Origin of the sequence: Vibrio zhanjiangensis (genome assembly GCF_030161235.1) — a bacterium.
GTDB lineage: Bacteria > Pseudomonadota > Gammaproteobacteria > Enterobacterales > Vibrionaceae > Vibrio > Vibrio zhanjiangensis.
The window spans coordinates 12,704-36,833 of record NZ_BSPW01000061.1; the positions used below are offsets into that span (position 1 = coordinate 12,704).

Genomic DNA, 24,130 nt, shown 5'->3' on the forward strand with positions numbered 1-24,130 from the left:
AAACAGCCATGCCATTTGAATCACTTGTGACGGCCACTATTGAATCTACTCTTAACCTGCTTGTAAATGATGACCCTGAGCTTGTACGTCGTTTGGCTCGGCTCAAGGGACGGACGATCCAAGTGCATCTTAGAGAGCTGAATAAAACCCTGACCTTTATGTTTAGCCAGAGCATTGATGTGTTGGCCGGTTACGAGGGTGAGCCTGACTGCTTTCTTTCTCTCAATCTTGCAATTTTGCCACAGCTTGGTGAACAGTCGAATATTACTAAGTTGATTAAAGAAGACAAATTGACACTCGAAGGTGATATTCAGCTAGCGCAAAAATTTTCTCAATTAATGGCGGACTGTAAGCCAGATATTGAAGAGTGGTTATCAAGAGTGATGGGCGATATTTTGGCTCATCAGCTGGTTCAAAGTGCTGTTGGGTTGGGCCGTCTTGCCAAAGCTCAGACTCAAAAACACAATGATCATCTTGCACAGGTGATAACAGAAGAGTGGAAGTTAGCACCTGCTCCATTAGAAATAGTACATTTTTGCGATCAAGTGGATGATGTAGCAAGTAGGGCTGCTCGTGTCGAAGTAAAATTGAATAAATTGATGGACAGTGTATGACACCTTCTGAATTAAGACGTCTTTACCGCATTATCAAGGTCCAGCTTGAATATGGTCTAGATGAGCTTCTACCTGATCATCAATTAGCGAAAGCCCCACAGTTTGCTCGTAAAGCCCTATTTTGGATTAAAAATCGACATGCCGATAAAGAGTTGGGGGAGCGATTGCGACTTGCTCTTCAAGAGCTTGGACCTGTGTGGATCAAATTTGGTCAGATGATGTCGACTCGACGTGATTTGTTTGCTGCCCATATCGCAGACCCTTTGGCGCTTCTTCAAGATCAGGTGTCTCCATTTGATGGCAATCTTGCCAAAGCGCAGATTGAATCGGCCTTGGGTGGAGCGATCGAAAATTGGTTTGACGAGTTTGATATTGAGCCGCTAGCGTCGGCGTCCATTGCTCAAGTGCATACCGCGACACTTAAATCGAATCAGCAGCAGGTGGTATTGAAAGTCATCCGTCCAGATATTCGCCCTGTTATTGACGCTGATTTAAAGCTTATGTATCGAATGGCGCGCATAGTGGCAAGGGCTCTACCCGAAGCAAGACGCCTGAAGCCTGTAGAAGTCGTGCGTGAATATGAAAAAACCTTGCTTGATGAATTAGACCTACAACGCGAAGCGGCCAATGCCATTCAGCTTAGACGAAACTTCGAACACAGTGAAGAATTGTATATTCCTGAAATTTTTACTGACGTTAGTAATAAAAATGTCATGGTTTCTGAGCGAATATATGGCATCCAAGTGTCGGACATCGATGGTTTAAAAGCGAATGGTACCAACATGAAGCTGCTAGCCGAACGCGGTGTGAGTGTGTTTTTTACTCAAGTGTTCCGAGACAGCTTTTTTCATGCGGACATGCATCCAGGGAATGTATTTGTTAGCCCCAAGCATCCAGAAAATCCGCAGTGGATTGGTTTGGACTGTGGCATAGTGGGTACGTTAAATAGTGAAGACAAACGATATTTGGCCGAAAATTTTCTGGCGTTTTTTAACCGTGATTATCGCCGCGTTGCAGAGCTGCACGTTGAATCAGGTTGGGTTCCACAAGATACCAATCTTGATGAATTTGAGTGCGCAATACGCGTAGTTTGTGAGCCAATTTTTGCTAAGCCCTTATGTGACATATCTTTTGGTCATGTATTATTGAATTTGTTCAATACTGCTCGGCGCTTCAATATGGAAGTGCAGCCACAGTTGGTGCTGCTACAAAAGACCTTGCTGTATGTTGAAGGATTGGGGCGTCAATTGTATCCCCAACTGGACTTGTGGCAAACGGCAAAGCCTTTTTTAGAAGACTGGATGATGAACCAGGTTGGGCCTAAGGCGCTATTAAATGCGGTGAGAGATCGAGCGCCATTTTGGGCTGAAAAATTACCTGAGTTACCTGAATTGCTGTACGACAGCTTGCGTCAAGGTAAAATGATGAGTCAGCGCATGGATCAATTGTTTCATGGCTATCGTGTGAGTAAACGTCAGCAATTGACAGCTAAGTTTTTGTTTGGGATTGGAGCAACATTGGTTGTCTGTTCAGCAATATTGGTGAGCAGTCCTTATAGCCAGCTATCATTACTGACTGCCAGTGGTGGTGCGCTGTTTTGGTTATTTAGTTGGAAAGCTTATCGCCAATAGGTGGTAAACTTTAATTGGTTTGATTTAGCCCGAGGTATAAAAAATGGGTGGTATTAGTATTTGGCAACTCCTGATTATTGCGGTCATTGTCGTTTTATTGTTTGGCACCAAGAAGCTTCGAGGTATGGGAAGTGATATAGGTGGTGCAGTAAAAGGTTTTAAGAAGGCGATGAGTGAAGACGACGCGGCAAAAAAAGACGCAGACTTTGAGCCCAAGCATCTTGATCAGCAGAAAGTAGACGCTGCTGCTGAAAACAAGAAAGACAAAGAGCAGGTATAATCCGTGTTTGATATTGGTTTTTGGGAACTGGTATTAATTTCCGTTGTTGGACTTGTCGTCCTTGGCCCAGAACGTTTGCCACATGCGATTCGCAGTGTGTCTCGTTTTGTCGGCGCTGCCAAGACGATGGCCAACAATGTGAAAGATGAGATTTCCCATGAACTCAAAGTTCAAGAGTTACAAGACAACCTACGTAAGGCTGAGCAGATGGGAATGGAGGATTTATCTCCCGAGCTTAAGTCTTCAGTTGAGAAGCTTAAACAGGCTGCTCGCGATGTTCAGCGACCTTATACCAAGGAAAAGCAAGCGGTTGTCAATAATGGTGAAACGCAAGTTGAAACCATCGAAACTCCTGATGTTAATAGCTCATCTGCCAACGATTCCGCAGCGAATGAATCTTCATCATTGGCAGATAAGAAGACTGACTCATTCTAGTTAGATATTGGGGTAAGCTGAACGCGACGCCTTGTGACATTTTCCAGTAGGGGTTTTCATGCCATCTGTTGAGCAAACGCAGCCTTTGATTAGTCATCTTTTGGAACTGCGTAGCCGTTTGCTTCGTGCACTTATTGCTGTATTCGTGGTATTTCTTGGTCTGATTTATTTTGCCAATGATATCTATGAGTTTGTATCTGCGCCACTTGTAGATCGTTTACCTGAGGGGGCGACTATGATAGCGACAGATGTAGCATCGCCTTTTTTTACACCATTAAAGCTCACTCTAATTGCATCAATTTTTATTGCGGTACCTTTTATCTTGTATCAAGTTTGGGCCTTTGTTGCTCCTGGCTTGTACAAGCATGAACGCCGACTGATCATGCCTCTTTTGCTCTCTAGTTCTCTGCTGTTTTACTGCGGTGTTGCTTTTGCTTACTTTGTGGTTTTTCCTCTAGTCTTTAGCTTTTTTACTGCGATTTCATTGGGGGGCGTTGAGTTTGCGACCGATATTTCGAGTTATTTGGATTTTGTTCTCGCGCTCTTTCTTGCATTTGGTATCGCTTTTGAGGTGCCTGTTGCGATCATATTACTGTGCTGGACTGGTGCGACAGATCCTAAAAGCTTAAGTGAAAAACGACCGTACATTATAGTGGGCGCTTTTGTGGTTGGCATGATGTTGACTCCCCCTGATATCATTTCACAAACACTACTGGCGGTACCAATGTGTCTGCTTTTTGAGGTTGGTTTATTTTTTGCCAGATTTTACGTGGCTAAGCAGACGAATGAATCTTGAAATGGATTAAGTAAAAAGCTCGCCATGGCAAGCTTTTACTGAGAGGCACGCGAGTTATGGTTTGCTGGTCTACCTTACTTTCATGCAATACCCACATTTGGAGCATATGTAAACTTCCTTGATACCCAGAAATTTGTGCCAAAATGTACGGTGCTTTCTATGTAATTTATTGTCATGATTGCACATATGAGCCACCTTGTATTGATAAGGTTGTTATATTAATTGGCGAGCGTTCTGTTTTAAAGGCTAATCAGTGTTTTAAGGCTGAAAAAGTCCTATTTCTTAAATAAAAGACAATTTTTTCCTCATATTGAAAATAGGCGTTTGGCGTTTTCAGTTGTAATGCTGATCACTTCTTGATATGAGCATCCCTTTAAGTTTGCTATTCTCTCGGCTACCAACGAAGTATACGCAGGTTCATTACGTTTACCTCTATGAGGAACCGGAGCTAAATATGGGCAGTCTGTTTCAAGTAGCACATAATCCATATTCAGGGAAGGAACAACGTGATCCATGCCACCATTTTTGAATGTGGTTACTCCGCCAAGGCCAAGATGAAAGCCTAAATCATTAATGGCTTTTGCTTGTTCTGTATCACCGCCAAAACAGTGGAATACACCGCGCAGCGAACCATCTTGGGTTTGAGTTAATAAGTTAAGTGTTTCTTCAATGGAGTCTCGAGTGTGGATAACAACTGGCAGCTTCAGCTCTTTGGCCCAATTTAACTGGGTAACAAAGGCTTTTTCTTGCTCAGTTTGGTAGGTCTTATCCCAATAGAGATCAATGCCTATTTCTCCAACTGCGATAAATGAGTGCTTTGCAAACCAGCCATAGATAATTTCTAGTGTCTGGTCGACATTTTCGTCCACATAACAGGGATGAAGTCCCATTATGGAGTGGCATACTTCTGGATAAGCGGACTCTGTTTTTAGCATCGGTTCAATCGATTCAAGATCTATGTTTGGCAGTAAGATTTTCTCTATTCCTTGGGCAAGCGCTCTTTCAACAACCTTATCCCGGTCGTTGTCAAATTCGCTAGCATAAATATGTGCGTGAGTATCTATCATGGTGCATCTCAATAAAGCGTTATTGGCATGAGTATACGGCAGTGTGAGCTTTGGGTCATTTTTTGCATTTTTATCACTTGCTGCTAGCGCAGCTTCTCAGGAGTGATATGATGCAAATCAGTCACTTTCACCACAAAAGGAGAATAGAGTGTCCGTTTCTATTCAAGGTCAGTTTCCTGGCCGACGTATGCGTCGTATGCGCAAACATGACTTTAGTCGCCGCCTGATGGCTGAGAGCCAAGTTACGGTTAGTGATCTGATTTATCCCATGTTCATTCTGATGGGAAAAGATCGTCGTGAGGCGGTGGAGTCAATGCCTGGGGTTGAGCGTTTATCCATCGACTTGATGTTAGAAGAGGCGCAATATCTTGCTAGGTTAGGTGTTCCTGCGATTGCTCTATTTCCAGTGGTGAATCAAGATGCTAAGAGTCTATGCGCTGCTGAGGCATATAACCCTGAAGGGCTAATACAAAGGGCGGTTCGTTCTTTAAAAGAGCATGTGCCAGAAATCGGTGTTATTACAGACGTTGCTTTGGACCCTTTCACAACGCATGGCCAAGATGGCATTATTGATGAGGATGGCTATGTTCAAAACGATGAGACAATAGAGGTTTTGGTTAAACAAGCCTTGTCTCATGCTCAAGCTGGGGCGGATGTTGTCGCACCATCAGATATGATGGATGGACGGATAGGAGTGATTCGCCAAGCATTAGAAGACGCCGGATATATCCATACTCAAATCATGGCTTACTCAGCTAAGTATGCCTCCGATTATTACGGACCATTTCGCGATGCCGTTGGTTCTGCCAACAATCTTAAGGGTGGCAATAAAAGTAACTATCAAATGGATCCTGCTAACAGCGATGAAGCGGTTCATGAAGTCGCTATGGATATCAATGAAGGTGCCGATATGGTGATGGTTAAGCCTGGTATGCCTTATCTTGATGTTGTCCGTCGCGTTAAATCTGAACTTGGGGTTCCAACTTTTGCTTATCAGGTCTCAGGTGAATATGCGATGCACAAGGCGGCCTTCCTCAATGGCTGGTTGAAAGAACGTGAGACAGTGATGGAATCATTACTTTGCTTTAAGCGGGCAGGTGCTGATGGTATTTTGACTTATTTTGCCAAAGACGTTGCTGAGTGGCTGGCGCAAGAAAATGCTGAATCCGCTAAATTTTTACCGTTGACGGAGTAAACTTACTTATTTTTAACCAAGGCTGGCATTTGCCAGCCTTGATTTTTTGGGAGGTGGAAGTATGGCTATTGAATATCGTTTGGGAACGCTTGAGGAATGTGCCCAAATTGTGCAGTGTATCGATGAGTTCGAGCAAAAGGAATCTATTGAGAGCCTGAGCTATCGTTTAAAGAACAAGCAACATCTGATTCAAATTGCAGTAGAAAATGGGCAGTTGCTTGGTTTTAAAATTGGCTATGAATTGGACAAAGGGACATTCTACAGTTGGTTGGGTGGTGTGTTAGCAATGGCTCGCAACAAAGGTATTGCACAAAAGCTTTTAGAGCACCAAGAGGCTTGGGTGAAAAAAAATCACTATTTGCAATTGAAAGTTAAATCTCGCAATCAATTTCCCAATATGCTCTGCCTCCTAATAAAGAATGGCTATATAATTGAAAATTATGAAAAAATGCCAAATGTTCTTGAGTCTAGAATTCATTTTGTTAAGCAACTATCTTAGTCAAACAAAAATAAATGAGATTTTTTCTTATTTAGCACTTGACGACGCAAATGAGAATAATTATTATTTCATTGTCTTAGGGAATAAGAGACGTTCACTAAGGTGCTCAACTACTCCATTCGAATCAATAGGGTAATTTGGCACAAGCTGTTGAACTGGCACTCATTCAATTTGACACGACATTGCTCACATTGCTTCCAGTGTAATTTATAGCTTTATGCTAAAGCATATTGTTTAATTGAGTATGCTTTAACTAATTTTTGCTAGGCGACATCAAATCGATGTCGCTTTTTTTATGCCCTTTACTTCCTATTCTTTCTCCGACTTTGTTAAATAATGAAATCAGAGATATTTACCCAAAGGGTGAGTAAAAGGATACCAATAGTCTTTTCCACAAGCATGGATCTTTTATTGATCGCTACCTTTTTTACGGATCTTGCATTTTATTCATTCATTTCAATAAGTTAAGTTGTTAAATGTCAGTTTTATTACTATTTTAGTTTGTCTCTAGTAAATACTATAAACAGACTTATCCACATGACTGAGATCAGAACAGTCGGGTTTGTTAGCTGATCCAGAGGATATGTGATCGGTTAACATGGATCACCGGATGGAGACATGGCATTCTTAGCAGATCTTTTCTTGTTGGATGCTTTAAACTATGGCTCGTATTCCTGAAAACCCACTCATTCTTATTGACGGTTCTTCATATCTTTACCGCGCATTTCATGCCTATCCAGAAACTATGACTAATGGTGATATACCCACGAATGCTGTTTATGGCGTGGTGAATATGTTGCGTAGTATGATGCGTCAGTTTTCTTCTGAGCGTATTGCCGTGGTTTTTGATGCCAAAGGAAAAACCTTTCGTGACGAGATGTATCCTCAATACAAAGCTAACCGTCCACCTATGCCAGATGACTTGAGGTGTCAAATCGAGCCTTTGTATAACATTATTCGTGCGATGGGCCTGCCGTTGATATGTGTACCCGGTGTCGAAGCGGATGATGTTATTGGCACCCTTGCGTCAAAGGCATCCAAAGCTGGGCAGGCGGTTTTGATAAGTACTGGTGATAAGGATATGGCTCAGTTGGTCGATGACAATGTTACCTTGATCAACACCATGACGAATGTCGTGATGGATCGTGAAGGCGTCATCGAAAAGTTTGGCATACCTCCTGAATTGATCATCGATTATTTGGCGCTAATGGGTGACAAAGTGGACAACATTCCGGGGGTTCCGGGGGTTGGTGACAAGACCGCGACTGCCTTGTTGCAAGGCATCGGTGGCCTAAAAAAGCTATATGATAATCTAGACCAAATTGCGGATCTTGGTTTTCGTGGCTCTAAAACCATGGCCAACAAGCTTGTTGAGAATAAAGAAAACGCTTTTCTATCTTACGAGTTGGCGACGATCAAATTGGATGTCGAGTTAGAAAGCGGCTACGATTCGCTATTGAAATCTGATCCCAATACGGATGAGTTAATAGAGCTCTACGGTAAATTGGTGTTTAAGTCTTGGTTAAACGAGATTTTGGAAGGAGGTAGTGGGGCTATTGTTGCTAGTGAGACATCCGGTGCTAACTCTCGAACTGAGCAATCTTCTGCTGCAAGTGAAATAGAGACTTCCGCTGTTACCATTGATCGCAGCCGTTATGAGACCATTCTTGATCAAGAGACATTCAATACGTGGTTGGAGAAGTTAACATCTTCTGATGTCTTTGCCTTTGACACTGAGACGGATAGCCTTGACTACATGGTCGCTAATTTGGTGGGTGTATCCTTTGCCGTCGAGGAGGGAGTGGCAGCCTATGTGCCAGTTGCGCACGATTACCTAGATGCTCCGGAGCAATTGGATCGTAGCTGGGTTTTAGAGAAGCTTAAGCCGATTTTGGAAGATGATAGTCAGTCAAAAGTGGGGCAAAACCTTAAATACGATGCGAGTGTGTTAGCACGCTATGGTATTGAAATGAAGGGGATTAAGCACGACACTATGCTGGCTTCATACGTATACAACAGCGTCGGTGGTAAACATGATATGGATAGCTTGGCGCTGCGCTTTCTTCAACATAGCTGCATTTCATTTGAACAAATAGCAGGGAAAGGAAAGAAGCAACTTACTTTCAACCAGATTGAATTGGACCAAGCATCGCCGTACGCAGCTGAGGATGCGGATGTCACTCTGCGTTTGCACAATCGTCTTAGTAAAAATATTAATCAAGATGACAAGTTAAAAGTCATTTATGAGCAGGTTGAAGTACCTCTTGTGCCTGTATTATCGCGAATAGAAAGAACGGGTGTTTTAATCGACGCCATGAAACTTGCCACGCAATCTAAAGAAATTGCTCTGCGTCTAGATGAGCTCGAGCGTAAGGCGTTTGAAGTCGCCGAGCAAGAGTTTAACATGAACTCTCCAAAGCAGTTGCAAGCTATTCTATTTGATAAAATGGGCTTGCCCGTTATCAAGAAAACACCTTCAGGAACGCCTTCGACCAATGAAGAAGTTTTGCAGGAACTGGCGCTCGACTACCCACTACCCAAGCTCATCCTAGAGTACCGTGGCTTAGCTAAGCTTAAATCGACATACACAGACAAATTGCCTAAGATGATCAATCCACAAACTGGTCGTGTTCATACATCCTATCATCAGGCGGTGACAGCGACAGGCCGGCTATCCTCTACAGACCCAAATTTGCAGAATATTCCAATTCGTAATGAACAAGGACGACGGATTCGTCAGGCATTTATTGCTCCGCAAGGCTATAAAATTATGGCAGTGGATTATTCTCAAATCGAGTTACGCATAATGGCACACTTATCTGGGGACAAGGCACTATTAGAGGCTTTTCAGCAGGGTAAAGATATTCACTCGGCAACAGCTGCGGAAATTATTGGTGTTGGGATTGACAAGGTTTCCGCTGAGCAACGCCGACGAGCTAAAGCCGTAAACTTTGGCCTTATCTATGGTATGAGTGCTTTTGGTCTAGCGAAGCAGCTTGGAATTGGGCGTCATGAGGCTCAACAATATATGGATACCTATTTTGAGCGATACCCTGGTGTTATGCAGTACATGGAAGATACGCGCAGCATGGCTTCTGAGCAAGGTTATGTGGAGACGCTTTTTGGTCGTCGGTTACATTTGCCAGAGATAAAATCTCGTAATGGAATGCGCCGCAAAGCTGCTGAGCGGGCAGCGATTAATGCACCTATGCAAGGGACAGCAGCCGACATTATCAAAAAGGCCATGTTACTTGTCGATAAGTGGATTGAGGAAGAAGGTCATGGGCGGGTGAAGCTATTGATGCAAGTTCACGATGAACTGGTGTTTGAAGTCAAAGAATCCGCTTTAGCACAAATTGAAAATAAAGTACAAGAGCTGATGGAATCTGCCGCAAACTTGGATGTTCCTTTGGTTGCAGAAGCTGGTCATGGAGACAACTGGGATCAAGCACATTAATTAAAAAATCATTTGATTTCATTTAAATAGAAAAATCCAGCACACAATTGCTGGATTTTTTTGGATTTTGGACGACTATTCCTATCTTCCGTAATTCTGTATCTAAATAAAATAAGACTGAAAATAAATTACAAAAATGGTTTTAATTTATGACCAATTGTTGTACATTACTGCTTGTAGGGTACAGAGGTAAGATGTTCTATCTTTTAGACCTTTTGTTTCACGTTATTGGATTAGGCTAATTCAGCCGCCCCAGCCAGTATTTGGCTGGGGCGTTTTTTCTTGTGTCATACTAAACTCTCTGCGCTCTAAATTGACAGTGAACTTTACACCCTCTAAGCGTAATAGACTTAGTAACTCAAACTAAATTTGTAATAAAGCTTCAGTTTATATCCTCATAAGAGGCATAAATTCCTGTTCATAGACACTGTTTGCCGTCAGTGCCCAGCTAACTACTAGTGACGAATGTTTAGGTTTTGCTAAGACCACTAAAAGGTAGGGAAGCATGGAGGATTTATTTCGCGACCCCACCATAAAGTAGAGTGAGGTCGCTGAGGTTAGAGACCTAAAAATTCAGATCTATCTTCCTGGTTAGTTATCTTGATGGGGTTCAACGTCTTCTTGTTCGTCTTCGTCCGTCTCTAGTTGTTCAGCCAAAGCTGGAGCAAACCATTGATCCAATTGGTTGCGCAGTGTATCGACGCCAATTCCTTTGAGTGAAGAGAAAGCAGCGACACTTACGTCTCCTCCAAAACCTACCGCGTCATTTTTGATTTTCAACACTTGAGCCTTGCGTGCACCACTTTTGAGTTTGTCTGCTTTGGTTAACAGGACTTGAACTGGAATACCACTGTCTACAGCCCAATAGATTAATTGCTGGTCTAAGTCTTTCATTGGATGACGTATATCCATGAGCACGACGAGCCCCTTCAGGCATTGGCGTTTTTGGAGATACTCACCTAACGATTTTTGCCATTTTTTCTTCATTTCCAACGGAACTTGCGCGAAACCGTATCCGGGCAGATCGACAATATGACAACCGTCTGCGACTTTAAAAAGATTGATAAGCTGCGTTCGACCTGGTGTTTTACTCGTTTTTGCTAAACTTTTCTGGTTGGTTAATCGATTTAGTGAGCTCGATTTGCCCGCATTGGAGCGTCCTGCGAACGCAACTTCGATACCTTCATCTTCAGGCAAATGACGAATATCAGGTGCGCTGGTGATGAAATGGGTGTTTTGATAATGAATTTTTACGTTCACTGTTAACTCCATCTCGACTTTGTGTCGTCGATTGATTACTTTTATATGAAAGTGTGTAAAATAACCGTGCTCGGCATAAGGTCGCCTATTGTACCATGAGTGGCAACGCAGAGTGGTACTGGAAGCTTGATAATTATAATGGAATGTCATGAATAAATTAGCGCTAATCTTGAGTCTTTTAGCCAGCTGCTCTGTATGGGCCCAAGGCAGTATCGAAGCTGGAAAAGGAAAATCTCAAACGTGTGTTGCTTGTCATGGTGCTGACGGCAACAGTCAACTCGCAATGTACCCTAAGATCGCAGGTCAACATGCTAAGTATATCGAGAAGCAGCTTAAAGACTTGAAATTAGGTATGACCAGCAACGGAAAACAGGGTCGTTATGATCCTGTAATGAGTGCGATGGCCATGCCTCTGTCAGAGCAAGATATGCAAGATCTTGCTGCCTACTACTCTTCACTCCCCATTTCAAATAACACCACTCCTGAAAATGTGGTTAAAAAGGGTAAAGCCCTTTATACGGCAGGTGATGCTGAGCGTGGTCTCACTGCATGTGTCGCTTGTCATGGTCCTCGCGGTAATGGTACTGAGCTTTCAGGTTTCCCCAAAATTTCTGGTCAGCATGCTGACTACATCAAAGCTCAGTTAGAAAAATTCCGAGATGGTACTCGTGGCAACGATATGAACGGTATGATGCGTGATATCGCAAAGAAACTTACCGATGAAGATATTGATACTTTGTCAAAATATGTTGGTGGCCTACACTAAAACGTATTATTTGCTCGAGCAATTTAGAGTTGAGAAAGCCCAGACTTGTGTCTGGGCTTTTTCTTTGGGTTTTATCTCATAATCCATTGTTTGCCATTTACGCATCTTTCTCTCCGTTTTGTGCGATATTGACGCATTGTTTGACTGAGATTTTCCTGTGCATTCCCGTATTACACTGAAAAATAAGACAATTATTTTATCTCATGATCGAGGTGGGCTTTTTTTCTTTATCTGGATTGCGTAAAAGTTTTGAGTTGTTAAAGTGAAAGCATCTACAGAGTATGAAAGATAAATGGCCAGGTTCATTAGTAAGTGCTCACTGTATTTTTAGGAAATAAAGTAAGTAGGAAGCTTACACGATAAGGATGGTCACTTTGTCTGAGGGTATAGACAATGAAAAGGATCAGGCTAAGGACGAGCCCAGAGACAGGAAGTGCAAAGGATGATTAAAATTCGCTAGGACGGTGAAAAACAATATTTCTAGCATGGAAAGCATGAACAACAAATGGATATTTACTGCACGTTTTTCGTTGCAAATGTTCTTGCTACGAGGCAAGTTAGAAGGCGATAGGCACTCCCTATCGCTTTTTTTATTTTGAGGTTTACATAAAGCTCTAAATATAATGTGTGGTTCAGTGAATTGGTTAATTCCAAGCGGTGAGCGAATATTTTCTCTATTTGATGATTTTTTGCCCAATAGCACTCCACTCCGACGTTACTTTCTGGTATGTTTCGCATCCCTGTTTGAGGATGTCATCATGAATTACTGCCCACTTTGCAGCAGTTCTAAACTGCAACACTATTATGAAGATCGGCACCGAGCCTACCTTCAGTGCCAAGAATGTGAATTGGTGTTTGTAAATTCTTCTCAACGATTAGATGCAAAGGCTGAGAAAGCCCACTACGATCTGCATGAGAACGATCCCAATGATAATGGCTATCGTCGCTTCTTATCTCGAGTTGCGGATCCGATGTTAAAACGTATTTCGCCTAGCTCCGAGGGATTGGATTTTGGTTGTGGTCCTGGTCCAACACTGTCTTTGATATTGGAAGAGCAGGGGCACAAAATGTCTTTATATGACCTCTATTATTACCCTGATGCAGAGGTATTAGAGCGTAGCTATGATTTTATGACTGCCACTGAGGTAATAGAACATCTCTATAATCCAGATAAAGTATGGCAGCAATGGTTAAATTTGGTTAAGCCAAGAGGCTGGATTGGTTTGATGACCAAACTAGTGATAGACGTGGAAGCGTTTGCGAAATGGCATTATAAAAATGATCCAACTCATGTGGTCTTTTTTAGCCGCAACACGTTTAAGTATTTGGCAGAGCGGGATAAGCTCGAACTTGAATTTATTGGTAATGATGTAATTCTACTGAGGAAGCCCCAGTAATGAGCCGTAGTAAAAAAGTCCGATCAGGTGGTAACGGAGACCTGATTGTTGTTCGCAACCGTACCCAAGCTGATGTCGAAGGACGTTTGCGCAAGAGAGATAAAAAACGTAAAGGGTTGAAAACGGGTAACCGTAACTCTGAAGCGAAAGATCAAAAGCACCAAGCGTCTGGTCAGGTACGCGATCCTCGCTTAGGCAGCAAGAAGAAGATCCCATTGGTTGTGGAAACGACAAAGAAAACGACCAAGGCTCAGCGTCGCCTAAATGCTGAGCAAGAGTTAGAAATGTTGGAAAATGATGCCCAGCTCAATGTGCTGCTTGACCGCCTTGATAGCGGTGAAAACTTAGGTGCGGGACTACAGAAGTATGTGGACGAAAAGCTTGCACGCATCGAAATACTGATGAAACAGCTAGGCATCTATGTTGAAGATGAGATGGTTGAAGACGAGCCAGCCATCGCAGACGATGTACCATCTAACAAAAATAAGTCTAAGAAAAAGTCGTCTGACGATGAACTGCTTTCGCAATTTGAAGATATCGACTTGAATCAGTTTAAAGGGTAGAACGCTTGATGAATGTAACCTTATTAGCCTTTGCTGGTGGAATTATTATTATCGCCTTAGCATCTTATGCAGGTTACCTTCTGCTCCAGTTGAAGAAGCAAAAGGAATTGCAGCAGCAACATACGAAACTTGCGATTGATAAACGCAATGCCAATATCTTTGAAAACGTACGTATTCTCTGTTTGGCTGGTATTCAGGGGCAGTGTGACTTATCTGAGATCAGTATACGTGTATATAATATAATGGACTATGTCCAAGGTGAAGACCGCGTTGACTTCGATAAAGAATTCCCAGCAACATCAGAGCTCTATCACCTAGTCAAAGAGATGGCCCGTGGCGATGAAAGACAGCAATTGGCAAAGAAAGAGCGTATGAAGCAAAACCTTGAGCGTCATAAAGCTGAGTCGCGTTTGGCGCAAGCTGTGATTGAAGAGCTTAAGCAGCTACAAGAGAAAGTCCAACCACTCAACAATCAAATCAATATCCAGATGGTATAGTGAGTCAGTGTTTTGTAAGTGATCGAGTTATCAATTCTTATCATTATTGCATTTTAAATATGATGCCTGTCTTTGTTCTGCTTCAGCATGTGGCAAAATAGCAGGGACATGAGCACGGTTAACCGAGCAGCAGACCTTGATATCACTAACGGAAGGACACTATGTCGCAGTCAGTTTTCGCAACTCAGCAAATCGTTTGGGATCAAACTGTACTTGATAAGTACAATTATGCTGGTCCTCGCTATACGTCTTATCCAACCGCACTAGAGCTTCACGAAGCCTTCACTATTGCAGATTACGATATGGCGTGTACAGAGTATCCAGAACGTCCTCTGTCGCTTTACATCCATATTCCTTTTTGCCATAAGCTTTGCTACTACTGTGGCTGCAATAAAGTGATTACCCGTCATGCTCACAAGGCGGATCAATATTTGGATGTGCTTGAGCAAGAGATTTTGACCAGAGCATCGCTGTTGCAAGGCCGTAGTGTTAGCCAACTGCACTTGGGTGGCGGCACACCAACATTTCTAAGCAAGCAACAAATTAGTCGGTTGATGGCGACTTTGCGAGCGGAATTTTGCTTTGAAGCGGATGCTGAAATCAGTATTGAAGTCGATCCCAGAGAAATAGAACTGGACGTGCTTGATCACCTTTTTCATGAAGGATTCAATCGCTTAAGCATTGGTGTGCAAGATTTTAATAAAGAGGTCCAAAAGCTGGTTAACCGAGAGCAAGACGAAGACTTTATTTTTGCTTTGGTTGAACGGGCTAAAAAACTAGGTTTTCGCTCGACAAATCTGGATCTTATATACGGCCTGCCCAAACAGACTCGGGAAAGGTTTGCCAATACGCTGGCTAAAGTGCTGGAAATGAAACCAGGGCGTCTATCGGTATTTAATTATGCTCATATGCCGCAACTGTTCGCAGCTCAGCGCAAGATTAAGGAGCACGATTTACCTCAAGCTCAAGAAAAAATGCTGATTCTTCAAGATACTATTTCGACATTGACCAACGCAGGCTATCAATATATCGGTATGGACCATTTTGCCAAGCCTGATGATGAACTGGCCGTTGCTCAGCGTGAAGGCGTTTTACATCGCAACTTCCAGGGCTATACGACTCAGGGAGAATGTGATTTAGTGGGTTTTGGGGTCTCAGCGATTTCTATGATTGGTAACGCGTACGCCCAGAATCATAAAGATTTGAAGCAGTATTATGAGCAGGTGAGTTCACAAAGGCATGCACTATGGAAAGGATTGTCACTTGATAGTGATGACTTACTGCGTCGTGAGGTGATAAAGCAGCTAATATGTAACTTCAGACTTGATATCAGCCAAATTGAATCAGAGTTTGATATTCAGTTTGATGACTATTTTAAAGATGATATTGCTTTGCTACAGACATTCATTGACGATGGGTTAATTGAAACAACAGAAAAGGAATTGCGAGTGACGCTCCGTGGCCGGCTTCTTATTCGCAATATTTGTATGTGTTTCGATAAGTACTTGCGCGTCAAGGCCCGTCAGCAGCAATTCTCCAGAGTAATATGATTTTCGCAGTATCTGCGCCTCGTGGCTTAACGCTAGGAGGCAATGTAGGTATTTTGTGCCACCTCCCACAACGCTTTTACTAGCGGGTTATCCCACTGCGAACGCTTGCAGCATACTCCTAACTTGAACGGCTTGATAGACGCGACTTTTAGCCGGTGAATTTTTTCTTTGACCGGGCTGTTGTTGATGACCACATCAGGAGCAATTCCGACGCCACAACCTAGTGCAACCATACTGACAATGGCTTCATGCCCTGAAACATGAGCGTATATATTGGGTTTAATTTTCATTGACTTAAACCAAGTATTGGCTCGCTCTCTTGCTGTGCCTGACTCTGGAACAATAAAGGGTATTTGGGCCCAATCTGGCTTAGCTTCTTGTAAAGCTTGAGTGAAACTGCTGACACCTGCAGGTGCAATGACAGACAGTGGTATTTCACTGATGGTTTCAAACTTCAATTTGGCAGGTATTGCGTCAGGTTGAGCTGAAATAGCGACGTCTACGTCATCACTCAGTACTTTATCGATCGCTTGAGCAGGGTCTCCGGTCGACAATTTAAACTCAATAAAGGGGTGTCTCAGGCGAAATTCAGACAGTAGCTCAGGGAGGTGGCTGTAGCTGGCGGTTACGGAACAAAATAAGCGAATCTCACCTTTGAGTTCTTGCTGACCGTCTTGCAATTGAGAGTAAAAGCTTTGCCACTCGGTAATTATCCTCAGTGCAACGGGCATAAGTTTTTTTGCTGCTGGAGTGAGTTCAACACTTCGGTTGTCACGCACAAACAATTCTTGCCCTGTTTCTGACTCCAATTTTTGTATTTGTCTGCTTAGGGCAGAAGGGCTGACATGCATGGCGGAAGCGGTTTTGGCAAAGCTTTTACTATCACACAAATGAATAAAGAGTTGTAAGCGCTTGATGTTCATAAATAGGTCGTCCCATGTTGCATTTTTTGCAATAACTAATTGTGAATATATCACTTTAAGCAAGCTGATGTCTGCTTTAGTATCGAGATATTCGGTGACCAAGTACCGACTCAAGCAGATAGATATTTTTAAGGAGAGCCCTACATGGCCAACTATTTCAACACATTAAACTTGCGTGAACAGCTAGACCAACTGGGTCGTTGCCGTTTTATGGACCGCAGCGAGTTTGCTACAGAAGCTGATTATCTGAAAGGTAAGAAGGTGGTTATTGTTGGTTGTGGCGCTCAGGGCCTAAATCAAGGTCTAAATATGCGTGATTCTGGTTTGGATGTCGCTTACGCACTTCGTCAAGCCGCGATTGATGAACAGCGTCAATCCTTTAAGAATGCGCAAGAAAATGGTTTTGAAGTAGGAAGCTATGAAGCACTCATTCCGCAAGCCGACTTGGTGATTAACTTGACGCCAGATAAACAGCATACCAACGTTGTTGAAACGGTTATGCCATTGATGAAAGAAGGTGCCGCGCTGGGTTATTCGCATGGCTTCAACATTGTTGAGGAAGGGATGCAGATCCGTAAAGACCTAACGGTTGTCATGGTGGCACCTAAGTGTCCAGGTACTGAAGTACGTGAAGAATACAAGCGTGGTTTCGGTGTTCCAACCTTGATTGCTGTGCACCCTGAAAATGATCCTAAAGGTGAAGGCTGGGATATCGCCAAGGCATGGGCTGCGGGCACAGGCGGTCATCGCGCTGGTTGTTTAGAATCGTCATTTGTTGCTGAAGTTAAATCTGATCTTGTCGGTGAGCAGACCATCTTGTGTGGTATGTTGCAAGCAGGTTCTATCGTCAGCTATGAAAAAATGGTTGCTGAAGGTATTGATCCAAGCTACGCCGGTAAATTGATTCAATACGGTTGGGAGACGATCACGGAGGCACTTAAGTTTGGTGGTGTTACACACATGATGGATCGCCTATCAAACCCTGCCAAAGTCAAAGCATTTGAGCTTTCAGAACAGTTGAAAGAGCTCATGCGTCCTCTTTACAATAAACACATGGACGACGTGATTTCTGGTCATTTCTCTAGCACCATGATGGCCGACTGGGCAAACGATGATGTTAACTTGCTTGGCTGGCGTGCTGAAACTGGCGAAACTGCATTTGAAAACTACCCTGAAGGTGATGTAGAGATCACCGAACAAGAGTATTTTGATAAAGGTATCTTGCTGGTTGCTATGGTGCGTGCCGGTGTTGAGCTAGCATTCGAAGCCATGACAGCTTCAGGTATTATCGATGAATCTGCATACTATGAATCGCTCCATGAGCTTCCGCTGATTGCCAATACCGTTGCGCGTAAGCGTCTGTATGAAATGAATGTGGTTATCTCGGATACAGCAGAATACGGTAACTACTTGTTTGCCAATGTTGCAACACCGCTACTTCGTGAGAAGTTCATGCCTTCGATCGGTACCGATGTGATAGGTAAAGGTCTAGAAGAGACATCAAATCAGGTAGACAATGCTACACTGATTGCAGTCAATGAAACTATCCGTAATCATCCAGTGGAGTACATTGGTGAAGAGCTGCGTGGTTATATGACCGACATGAAACGTATCGCGGTAGGTGGTTAATTTATTTGCTTTAAGGTGCTAATTGCTAGAATCTTAAAGCACAATAGACTCCAGACAGACTGGAGCAATAAATACAAGAAGAACACACAACATTTAATCTAAAAGGCTTGGTCTGGATTGACCAAGCCTTTTTATTTTTTGATATTAAACCGTGTCTATTTTTGCGCCAGTTTTTGTTCAAGATCGGCCAGCTTTTGTTCCATTGCAGTGAGTTTTTCGCGGGTGCGCATTAGAACCTGAGTCTGAACATCAAACTCTTCACGACTCACGACATCTAACTTGTTTAGCTGGCCTTGAATGACTTGACGAACTTTCTGCTCGACATCGGCACCTAACTCTTTAACAGGAGTGGGCATTGAGTCATGAATTTGTTTCGCTATCTGCTCTAATTTCTTGGGGTCAAACATGTGAAAAGCTCCTTTAAGTTTGCTCTTATTCTATGTAATTGGTGAGAGAAAGTCGCTATTAGAGGTGCATTTATTAGTGGGTGGAATTAAAAAAGGCCACTGCGAGCAGTGGCCTTTGCTATGAGAGTAACGCTCTAGTTTTTATCAGCAATTTGACGATGAGCTGCTTTTGCTTCGTCAATACGAGCTAACTTTTCCAAGTCTTTGTCTTCAACAAATACCGGAAGTGGCTTATGTTTCTCGGCAAGATAGCTGTATATCACCGGCAGAACAAACAGAGTAAACAATGTTCCTATGGCAAGACCCGCAACGATAACAATACCGATACTAAAGCGCTGGGCGGCACCTGCTCCTGATGCGTACATTAAAGGTATCAAGCCCGCAATCATCGCCGCTGTGGTCATGAGAATAGGGCGCAGGCGTACTTTAGCCGCCGCCATCACAGCCTCCATTTTATCGAGCTTGTTATGCAATTGCTCTTCTTTAGCCACCTCACAGATCAAGATACCATGCTTGGTAATCAAGCCGACTAGGGTTATAAGCCCGACCTGAGAGTAAATATTCATCGAAGTTAAGTCAAAAGGTGCTCCCCAAGCCAGAGCAACAAGTGCGCCACAGATAGCAAGAGGGACGGACACCATGATGACGATAGGGTCCTTTAACGATTCAAATTGAATGGCTAAGACTAAGAAGATGATCGCCAGTGCTAGACCAAAGGTGGCATAAAGGGCGCTACCTTCGGTGACAAACTGGCGAGACTCACCCATATAATCGTAGTTATAACCGCTGGGCAATTTACTGCTTGCGGTTTGCTCAAACCAATTGACAGCATCTCCCATGGTGGTACCCGGTGCAATAGCGGCACTAATGGTTGCTGAGTTAAGCTGGTTAAAGTGAGGCAAAGAGCGAGGCTCGGCGACGACATCAATAGTGATTAAGCTGCCTAATGGTAACGCTTTGCCATCTGCGCCCCTAACATAGTAATTGTTCATTGACTCAGGATTTAAGCGCCATTTACGCTCGACCTGAGGAATGACTTCATAAGAACGGCCATTCAGATCGATACGATTGACATAGCCATCAGACATCATGGTGCTAAGAGTCGCACCAATATCTTGCATGGTCACCCCATAGGCCCCTGCTTTATCTTTATCAATCTTGATTTTCACTGTGGCTGAATCGTAGTTAAGATCAAGATCGGAATAGACAAATATAGGTGTTGAATTGACTTCCGTAAGTACATCGGTGGCTACGGTAAATAAGCTTTCAAATGCATTAGGTGTCGTGATAACAAACTGCACAGGTAAGCCGGAGCCTGCCCCAGGAAGCTCTGGTATTGGGAAGGCGACAACAGACATACCGGGTACATCTTTAACCAGTCCGCTGACTCGCTTTACGACTTCTGCCTGTCCAGCTTCACGTTGACTCCAAGGAACTAAAGACGCAATGCCCAGTGCTTGATTGGAGTTTGGCACACCAGTAAAGACTTGCGCGTAAGCCACTTCCTTTTGATCCGAGAGGATAGTATTTACCTCATTCATGGTATTTTGCATGAAATCTAAGTTGGCATTCGATGGTGCTGTGCCCATTAGCATCAGCACTCCTTTATCCTCTGAAGGGGCGAGCTCACTTGGAATAAACTTAAACAGCAAAGGTAAGCTGGCAAATACTATCACGCCAAAGCCAATCACCACAGGACGATGGAGCATTACAGCGCTAAGCATTTTCTCATAGCGTAGCGTCATATTGTCGAGCACATGGTGAACTTTTTGCTCAAACTTGCTTGGTATTGCATTTGCTTTCAGCATTTTAGAACACATCATGGGCGATAGTGTCAGAGCTATAATCCCTGATACAAACACAGAGCCTGCTAGTGTTAAGGCAAATTCTTTAAATAAAGAGCCTGTAATACCTCCCATTAAGGCGATCGGAGCGTAAACGGCGCCTAGAGTTAAGGTCATAGCAATTACTGGGATAGCGATTTCCCTTGTGCCTATGATGGCTGCTCTAAATGGCGATTCGCCGAGTTTGATATGACGGTCGACATTTTCTAGAACTACTATAGCATCATCGACCACCAAACCTATTGCTAGCACCATGGCGAGCAGTGTCATTAGATTCCAAGAAAAGCCCATGGCCTGCATGACCATGGCCACACCAATCAATGACAATGGAATGGTTACAATAGGGATTATAACCGCTCTAAATGAACCTAAGAACAGAGTAATCACCACAAGTACAATTAATGCCGCTTCGGCAATGGTATGAATAACCTCATTTATTGACTCATTGATGGCGATGGTTGAGTCATACATCACGTTCATTTTAATGTTGCTCGGCAGATCTTTCTCTAACTGAGGCAGCATCTTATGAACATCGGCGGCGATGTTAATTGGGTTCGCTGTTGGTGCGGCGTTGATCGCTGCGACAACGGCTTCTTGGCCATTTGCGCTAGCTCGATAGGTATCATGACTTTTTTCTAACGTGACTTTGGCAATATCGCTAAGGCGTGTCACTTTGCCCATATCAGAACTGACGACTAAGTTTTTAAGCTCCTCTACGTTCGAAACTTGGGTATCGGCGCTACCGTTGTAGAGCACAAATTCACCAATAGCCTGACCCGCTGCAGATTGGTAGTTATTGGTGTCGAGGACATTCATGACATCACTGGCAGTTAAACCAAATGCGGCCATTTTAGCCGGATCAAGCCAGACACGAAGCGCGTATTTTAGGCCACCGTATAGGTCGATTTTTGAAACACCATTAACGGTAAATAACTGCGGGTTGACGACTCGCTCAAGATAGTCGGTAATTTGACTGGACGATAAATCGTCACTGGTAAAGCCAATATACAGTACCGCTGTGGTTGAACCTGTCGACATGGTCACGGTTGGATCTTCTGCCTCTTTAGGCAGTTGAGAACGCACCGAATTGGTCTTAGCCAGAATGTCAGATAAGGCTGAATTCGGATCGGTATTCAACTTCATATTGACGGTAATGGTTGAGGTACCAAGCTCAGATGATGAAGTCATGTAATCGATATTATCTGCTTGTGCTACGGCTTGCTCCAAAGGCTGAGTAATAAAGCCTTGAATCAAATCCGCACTTGCTCCGTAGTAGCTCGTGGTAACCGTCACTACGGTATTTGTCATTTCAGGGTATTCGCGCACTTGCATTTTGAATACGGCCTGCAAACCAAGCAGGGCGATCAAAAAGCTGATCGATACCGCTAAAACCGGACGTTTTATAAAAACATCAGTAAAGCGCATGAAGCCTCCAGATTAAAGCATAGGTGTTTCGGCTGGTGGAGTAGTGGCATCGCTTTCTACTACACGAACTTTCGCGTCGTTACTAAGACGAACTTGACCGGATGTGACCACCATGTCACCGGGTTTAACGCCTTCTAAGATATGAGCGATATCTTTTACTCGCTCACCCACTTTAACCACTTGCTGCTTGACGCGTTTGTCACCATCTTGTTCTGAGATGATGTATACATTGTCACCGTAAAGAGTAAAGGTGATGGCCGTTTGCGGAAGGGTGACTTGGTTTTCCAGAGTCGGCAAAATGATATTGGCACGAGCAAACATACCACTGCGCAGCTTACCATCGCTGTTTGGAATATCAGCTTGCACTTGAATCAAACCGCTTTGCACACTGACGGCTGGCTCAATCGCGGTGATCGAACCCTGAAACGGAGTGTCTGGATAAGCATCGACAAAAATATCGACTTGCTGATCTAGGCTAATTCGTGAAATATCAGTCTGCGGAACAGTAAAGCGCAGGCGCATGACGCTAGTATCTTCAAGGCGCACGATGTCAGTGCCAGTTTGCAGATATTGCCCTAAGTAAACATTACGTATGCCGACCACACCAGCAAAAGGCGCTTTGATTTCGCGTCTATCAATGGTGGCTTTGAGGCTATCAATATCCGACTTGAGCGAGAAATAGTTGGCTTCAGCATCATCCAGTGTCTCTTTTGAGACAGAACCTTTTTTATAAAGACCTTGGTAGCGCTTGTATTTTGCCTGTGCAGCAGGCAGTTTTGCTTCAGCACTTTTAAGGTCGGCTTTTTCAACCGATGAATCGAGCATGACTAGGGGCTGGCCTGCTTCGACATTGGTACCAGAATTGAATGCAATCTTATCAATGACACCAGCGGACTCATTGGCTACAGTAACACCTTGATTGGGTTCGATAAAGCCAATAGCCTCAATCACTGGCACCCAATCAACCGATTGAACTTCAATGGCGGTTACCGGAAATTCTTGCTCAGGGCGGTTGGCGAGATATTCTTCTATTTTGTATTGTTTGAATAGATTAACGCCTATCACGCTACCAAAGAGTAGTATTGCGATAAGCAGCATGTAAAAAGTCCACTTTTTCATTCTGACTAGAACTCCGAATTAGTGTTTGATAATCGCATCCCAACTAGCCTCAATCGCCGCGTCAATGGCTGCTTGATCCAATTGGTAATATCCAAGAGCTTGCTTACGTGCCAAAGTGACACTGACTTCTAAACTCAGTGCTGCCAGAACGGGATTGTCTAAGGACTTGAATATCCCTTGCTCTCGGCCTTGCGTAAAAAGCTGATCTACTTTGTTAAACATTTTACGTTCTTCATCCTTAGTTTCATGGTTGCGCATGCAAGGTAAGGAGTCGTATTGTGCTCGATTTTTTAAGTTGTCAATGTTTGACCGTGAGAGATCAAAAATGTTTAACCACATAGTTCGAAACCGTTCTTTAAGCGGCATAGAATCATCTACATTACGCTGAACAGCTTCGGCATTACGTTGTATAACCGCTAATCTCACTTGCAGTAGTAGATCTTCCTTGTCTGAGAAATAGCGGTAAATCGTTCCTGCTGCAACGCCAGCTTCCTTGGCCAATTTATGCATCGAGAAGCCTTGAAAACCAGACTCTGCGATCAGGTCCTCGGCGGCGTCTATGATTTGTTGTCTTTTATCTACCATAGAACTAGATCCAGACATTTACATATCGTTGGTGAATGAACGTTCATTCATTATAGCTTAAGATACCACCAGATATGCAACAAACTTTGTTATAAATTATGAAAAAACATCCAGTGAACATTTTTGATAAAGATTTAGCTACTCACTAGTATGGTCTAACCATGGCAATCTTGTTATTGCACTATTATGAT

Annotated in this window: 22 protein-coding genes; 15 read left to right on the plus strand and 7 right to left on the minus strand. The window is 43.4% G+C overall.

What is annotated here, in order from left to right:
• Nucleotides 1-8: 8 nt before the first annotated feature.
• The 5 genes from QQK21_RS13990 to tatC are packed head-to-tail and all read left to right on the plus strand — an operon-like array spanning nucleotide 9 to nucleotide 3,756.
• Nucleotides 9-614, plus strand: coding sequence for a ubiquinone biosynthesis accessory factor UbiJ (locus QQK21_RS13990; protein WP_284192807.1), 606 nt, complete (start codon nucleotides 9-11; stop codon nucleotides 612-614).
• The gene (ubiB, locus tag QQK21_RS13995) at nucleotides 611-2,245 is read left to right on the plus strand and encodes a ubiquinone biosynthesis regulatory protein kinase UbiB (RefSeq protein WP_284192808.1); all 1,635 of its coding nucleotides are present in this window, start codon (nucleotides 611-613) and stop codon (nucleotides 2,243-2,245) included. The genes QQK21_RS13990 and ubiB overlap by 4 nt, the downstream gene beginning before the upstream one ends.
• Before the next feature lie 43 nt (nucleotides 2,246-2,288).
• Nucleotides 2,289-2,525 carry a Sec-independent protein translocase subunit TatA gene (gene tatA / locus QQK21_RS14000; RefSeq protein ID WP_284192809.1) on the plus strand — a complete coding sequence of 79 codons (237 nt, stop codon included), beginning with the start codon at nucleotides 2,289-2,291 and terminating at the stop codon, nucleotides 2,523-2,525.
• A gap of 3 nt (nucleotides 2,526-2,528) precedes the next feature.
• The gene (tatB, locus tag QQK21_RS14005) at nucleotides 2,529-2,960 is read left to right on the plus strand and encodes a Sec-independent protein translocase protein TatB (RefSeq protein ID WP_284192810.1); all 432 of its coding nucleotides are present in this window, start codon (nucleotides 2,529-2,531) and stop codon (nucleotides 2,958-2,960) included.
• 58 nt (nucleotides 2,961-3,018) lie between these two features.
• Nucleotides 3,019-3,756 (plus strand): twin-arginine translocase subunit TatC, encoded by a 738-nt coding sequence (gene tatC / locus QQK21_RS14010; RefSeq protein ID WP_284192811.1) that lies wholly within the window; start codon nucleotides 3,019-3,021, stop codon nucleotides 3,754-3,756.
• A gap of 305 nt (nucleotides 3,757-4,061) precedes the next feature.
• On the opposite strand, the gene QQK21_RS14015 is transcribed toward tatC, so the two are convergent.
• Entirely contained in the window at nucleotides 4,062-4,823 is a 762-nt protein-coding gene (locus tag QQK21_RS14015; RefSeq protein ID WP_284192812.1) for a TatD family hydrolase, read from the minus strand.
• Between the two features lie 148 nt (nucleotides 4,824-4,971).
• On the opposite strand from QQK21_RS14015, the gene hemB reads away from it, so the two are divergent.
• The 4 genes from hemB to spfP all read left to right on the plus strand — a co-directional run bounded on the left by hemB (nucleotide 4,972) and on the right by spfP (nucleotide 10,216).
• Nucleotides 4,972-6,018: a porphobilinogen synthase gene (hemB, locus tag QQK21_RS14020; RefSeq protein ID WP_284192813.1), complete on the plus strand. Its 1,047-nt coding sequence runs from the start codon at nucleotides 4,972-4,974 to the stop codon at nucleotides 6,016-6,018.
• A 61-nt stretch (nucleotides 6,019-6,079) separates the two neighbouring features.
• Complete coding sequence (locus tag QQK21_RS14025) at nucleotides 6,080-6,517, plus strand: GNAT family N-acetyltransferase (RefSeq protein ID WP_284192814.1); 438 nt, start codon at nucleotides 6,080-6,082, stop codon at nucleotides 6,515-6,517.
• 661 nt (nucleotides 6,518-7,178) lie between these two features.
• The gene (gene polA / locus QQK21_RS14030; RefSeq protein ID WP_284192815.1) at nucleotides 7,179-9,974 is read left to right on the plus strand and encodes a DNA polymerase I; all 2,796 of its coding nucleotides are present in this window, start codon (nucleotides 7,179-7,181) and stop codon (nucleotides 9,972-9,974) included.
• Between the two features lie 194 nt (nucleotides 9,975-10,168).
• A complete protein-coding gene (gene spfP / locus QQK21_RS22415) occupies nucleotides 10,169-10,216 on the plus strand; it encodes a small protein SpfP (RefSeq protein WP_439144645.1) in 48 nt (15 codons plus the stop codon).
• A gap of 349 nt (nucleotides 10,217-10,565) precedes the next feature.
• On the opposite strand, the gene yihA is transcribed toward spfP, so the two are convergent.
• Nucleotides 10,566-11,234: a ribosome biogenesis GTP-binding protein YihA/YsxC gene (yihA, locus tag QQK21_RS14035; protein WP_284192816.1), complete on the minus strand. Its 669-nt coding sequence runs from the start codon at nucleotides 11,232-11,234 to the stop codon at nucleotides 10,566-10,568.
• A 148-nt stretch (nucleotides 11,235-11,382) separates the two neighbouring features.
• Between yihA and QQK21_RS14040 the strand changes: the two genes are divergently transcribed.
• From QQK21_RS14040 to hemN, 5 genes are all read left to right on the plus strand, one after another.
• Nucleotides 11,383-12,000 carry a c-type cytochrome gene (locus tag QQK21_RS14040; RefSeq protein ID WP_284192817.1) on the plus strand — a complete coding sequence of 206 codons (618 nt, stop codon included), beginning with the start codon at nucleotides 11,383-11,385 and terminating at the stop codon, nucleotides 11,998-12,000.
• A gap of 758 nt (nucleotides 12,001-12,758) precedes the next feature.
• Nucleotides 12,759-13,397 carry a class I SAM-dependent methyltransferase gene (locus QQK21_RS14045; protein WP_284192818.1) on the plus strand — a complete coding sequence of 213 codons (639 nt, stop codon included), beginning with the start codon at nucleotides 12,759-12,761 and terminating at the stop codon, nucleotides 13,395-13,397.
• Nucleotides 13,397-13,960 carry a Der GTPase-activating protein YihI gene (gene yihI / locus QQK21_RS14050; RefSeq protein WP_284192819.1) on the plus strand — a complete coding sequence of 188 codons (564 nt, stop codon included), beginning with the start codon at nucleotides 13,397-13,399 and terminating at the stop codon, nucleotides 13,958-13,960. The genes QQK21_RS14045 and yihI overlap by 1 nt, the downstream gene beginning before the upstream one ends.
• Nucleotides 13,961-13,968: 8 nt before the next feature.
• Nucleotides 13,969-14,457: a DUF2489 domain-containing protein gene (locus QQK21_RS14055; RefSeq protein ID WP_284192820.1), complete on the plus strand. Its 489-nt coding sequence runs from the start codon at nucleotides 13,969-13,971 to the stop codon at nucleotides 14,455-14,457.
• A 161-nt stretch (nucleotides 14,458-14,618) separates the two neighbouring features.
• Nucleotides 14,619-16,007: an oxygen-independent coproporphyrinogen III oxidase gene (hemN, locus tag QQK21_RS14060; RefSeq protein ID WP_284192821.1), complete on the plus strand. Its 1,389-nt coding sequence runs from the start codon at nucleotides 14,619-14,621 to the stop codon at nucleotides 16,005-16,007.
• A 32-nt stretch (nucleotides 16,008-16,039) separates the two neighbouring features.
• Here the strand turns inward: hemN and ilvY are convergent, their stop codons facing one another.
• Entirely contained in the window at nucleotides 16,040-16,930 is an 891-nt protein-coding gene (ilvY, locus tag QQK21_RS14065; protein ID WP_284192822.1) for an HTH-type transcriptional activator IlvY, read from the minus strand.
• Nucleotides 16,931-17,074: 144 nt separating this feature from the next.
• Between ilvY and ilvC the strand changes: the two genes are divergently transcribed.
• The gene (gene ilvC, locus QQK21_RS14070) at nucleotides 17,075-18,559 is read left to right on the plus strand and encodes a ketol-acid reductoisomerase (protein ID WP_284192823.1); all 1,485 of its coding nucleotides are present in this window, start codon (nucleotides 17,075-17,077) and stop codon (nucleotides 18,557-18,559) included.
• 155 nt (nucleotides 18,560-18,714) lie between these two features.
• Here ilvC and ubiK read toward each other — a convergent pair whose 3' ends face one another.
• The 4 genes from ubiK to QQK21_RS14090 all read right to left on the minus strand — a co-directional run bounded on the left by ubiK (nucleotide 18,715) and on the right by QQK21_RS14090 (nucleotide 23,939).
• The gene (gene ubiK / locus QQK21_RS14075) at nucleotides 18,715-18,966 is read right to left on the minus strand and encodes a ubiquinone biosynthesis accessory factor UbiK (protein WP_284192824.1); all 252 of its coding nucleotides are present in this window, start codon (nucleotides 18,964-18,966) and stop codon (nucleotides 18,715-18,717) included.
• Between the two features lie 134 nt (nucleotides 18,967-19,100).
• Complete coding sequence (locus QQK21_RS14080) at nucleotides 19,101-22,235, minus strand: multidrug efflux RND transporter permease subunit (RefSeq protein WP_284192825.1); 3,135 nt, start codon at nucleotides 22,233-22,235, stop codon at nucleotides 19,101-19,103.
• Between the two features lie 12 nt (nucleotides 22,236-22,247).
• Nucleotides 22,248-23,354 carry an efflux RND transporter periplasmic adaptor subunit gene (locus QQK21_RS14085; RefSeq protein WP_284192826.1) on the minus strand — a complete coding sequence of 369 codons (1,107 nt, stop codon included), beginning with the start codon at nucleotides 23,352-23,354 and terminating at the stop codon, nucleotides 22,248-22,250.
• A gap of 18 nt (nucleotides 23,355-23,372) precedes the next feature.
• Nucleotides 23,373-23,939 carry a TetR/AcrR family transcriptional regulator gene (locus QQK21_RS14090; RefSeq protein ID WP_284192827.1) on the minus strand — a complete coding sequence of 189 codons (567 nt, stop codon included), beginning with the start codon at nucleotides 23,937-23,939 and terminating at the stop codon, nucleotides 23,373-23,375.
• Nucleotides 23,940-24,130 lie beyond the last annotated feature (191 nt).

What these genes read in the sequence shown, in the direction of transcription:
- QQK21_RS13990 (WP_284192807.1), top strand. Translation starts at nt 9, where the DNA reads ATGCCATTTGAATCACTTGTGACGGCCACTATTGAATCTACTCTTAAC.
- ubiB (WP_284192808.1), top strand. Translation starts at nt 611, where the DNA reads ATGACACCTTCTGAATTAAGACGTCTTTACCGCATTATCAAGGTCCAG.
- tatA (WP_284192809.1), top strand. Translation starts at nt 2,289, where the DNA reads ATGGGTGGTATTAGTATTTGGCAACTCCTGATTATTGCGGTCATTGTC.
- tatC (WP_284192811.1), top strand. Translation starts at nt 3,019, where the DNA reads ATGCCATCTGTTGAGCAAACGCAGCCTTTGATTAGTCATCTTTTGGAA.
- QQK21_RS14015 (WP_284192812.1), bottom strand. Translation starts at nt 4,823, where the DNA reads ATGATAGATACTCACGCACATATTTATGCTAGCGAATTTGACAACGAC.
- QQK21_RS14025 (WP_284192814.1), top strand. Translation starts at nt 6,080, where the DNA reads ATGGCTATTGAATATCGTTTGGGAACGCTTGAGGAATGTGCCCAAATT.
- polA (WP_284192815.1), top strand. Translation starts at nt 7,179, where the DNA reads ATGGCTCGTATTCCTGAAAACCCACTCATTCTTATTGACGGTTCTTCA.
- QQK21_RS14040 (WP_284192817.1), top strand. Translation starts at nt 11,383, where the DNA reads ATGAATAAATTAGCGCTAATCTTGAGTCTTTTAGCCAGCTGCTCTGTA.
- QQK21_RS14045 (WP_284192818.1), top strand. Translation starts at nt 12,759, where the DNA reads ATGAATTACTGCCCACTTTGCAGCAGTTCTAAACTGCAACACTATTAT.
- yihI (WP_284192819.1), top strand. Translation starts at nt 13,397, where the DNA reads ATGAGCCGTAGTAAAAAAGTCCGATCAGGTGGTAACGGAGACCTGATT.
- QQK21_RS14055 (WP_284192820.1), top strand. Translation starts at nt 13,969, where the DNA reads ATGAATGTAACCTTATTAGCCTTTGCTGGTGGAATTATTATTATCGCC.
- hemN (WP_284192821.1), top strand. Translation starts at nt 14,619, where the DNA reads ATGTCGCAGTCAGTTTTCGCAACTCAGCAAATCGTTTGGGATCAAACT.
- ilvY (WP_284192822.1), bottom strand. Translation starts at nt 16,930, where the DNA reads ATGAACATCAAGCGCTTACAACTCTTTATTCATTTGTGTGATAGTAAA.
- ilvC (WP_284192823.1), top strand. Translation starts at nt 17,075, where the DNA reads ATGGCCAACTATTTCAACACATTAAACTTGCGTGAACAGCTAGACCAA.
- ubiK (WP_284192824.1), bottom strand. Translation starts at nt 18,966, where the DNA reads ATGTTTGACCCCAAGAAATTAGAGCAGATAGCGAAACAAATTCATGAC.
- QQK21_RS14080 (WP_284192825.1), bottom strand. Translation starts at nt 22,235, where the DNA reads ATGCGCTTTACTGATGTTTTTATAAAACGTCCGGTTTTAGCGGTATCG.
- QQK21_RS14085 (WP_284192826.1), bottom strand. Translation starts at nt 23,354, where the DNA reads ATGAAAAAGTGGACTTTTTACATGCTGCTTATCGCAATACTACTCTTT.
- QQK21_RS14090 (WP_284192827.1), bottom strand. Translation starts at nt 23,939, where the DNA reads ATGGTAGATAAAAGACAACAAATCATAGACGCCGCCGAGGACCTGATC.